This window comes from Massilia sp. CT11-108 (assembly GCF_047302915.1).
GTDB classification, from domain to species: domain Bacteria; phylum Pseudomonadota; class Gammaproteobacteria; order Burkholderiales; family Burkholderiaceae_D; genus Telluria; species Telluria orientalis.
In genome coordinates this window covers 1-521 of record NZ_JBKYMO010001201.1, presented here as the reverse complement: position 1 = coordinate 521, position 521 = coordinate 1, and the positions used below count along the sequence as shown (strand labels likewise).

Annotated in this window: 1 pseudogene; it reads left to right on the top strand. The window is 68.7% G+C overall.

Annotation, left to right across the window (positions count from 1 at the left end):
• Window positions 1–514, top strand: a pseudogene (locus ACEN88_RS33970) (hypothetical protein); the annotation flags it as partial.
• Window positions 515–521: the final 7 nt, after the last annotated feature.

Sequence of the window (521 nt, the reverse complement as noted above, 5' to 3'; positions counted from 1 at the left end):
GCCGGCGCCGAACCGGCTCGTGTACTACAAGGACACCCCGAGCTGGCAGGCGTTCTGGCTGCATCCGGCCGGGCCGCTCGATGCGTGGACGCGGCAGGTCTTCCCCAACACCATGCATCCGTATCCGCTACCCTACCTGTTCGGGCCCGACGCGGATCCCGTGTGGTACGCGGCGGCGCAGAAGGACGACAGCATCGCGTGGCCCGGCCTCGTCATCGACAAGGACGAACGCAGCCCCCGGCGGCGCCACGTGGAATTCACGCTGCGCTCGAAGAACCGCGCGCCCGACATCGTCGTGCGCGTGCAGGGTGCGTGCCCGTGGCGCACGAGCGTCAACGGCCGCGTGCTGACGGAGAAATCGTGCTTCAGCTGGCGTCTCGCCTTGCACGGCATGGGCGACGAGACGCTGCGCTTCGCGTTCGACTTCCAGGGCGATCCGCCGTTCCTCGTGTACGTCCAGGAACGCATCCCCGGCCTGCTGGAACAGCTGCGTCCCACCGTCTCGCGGATGTGACCCCACC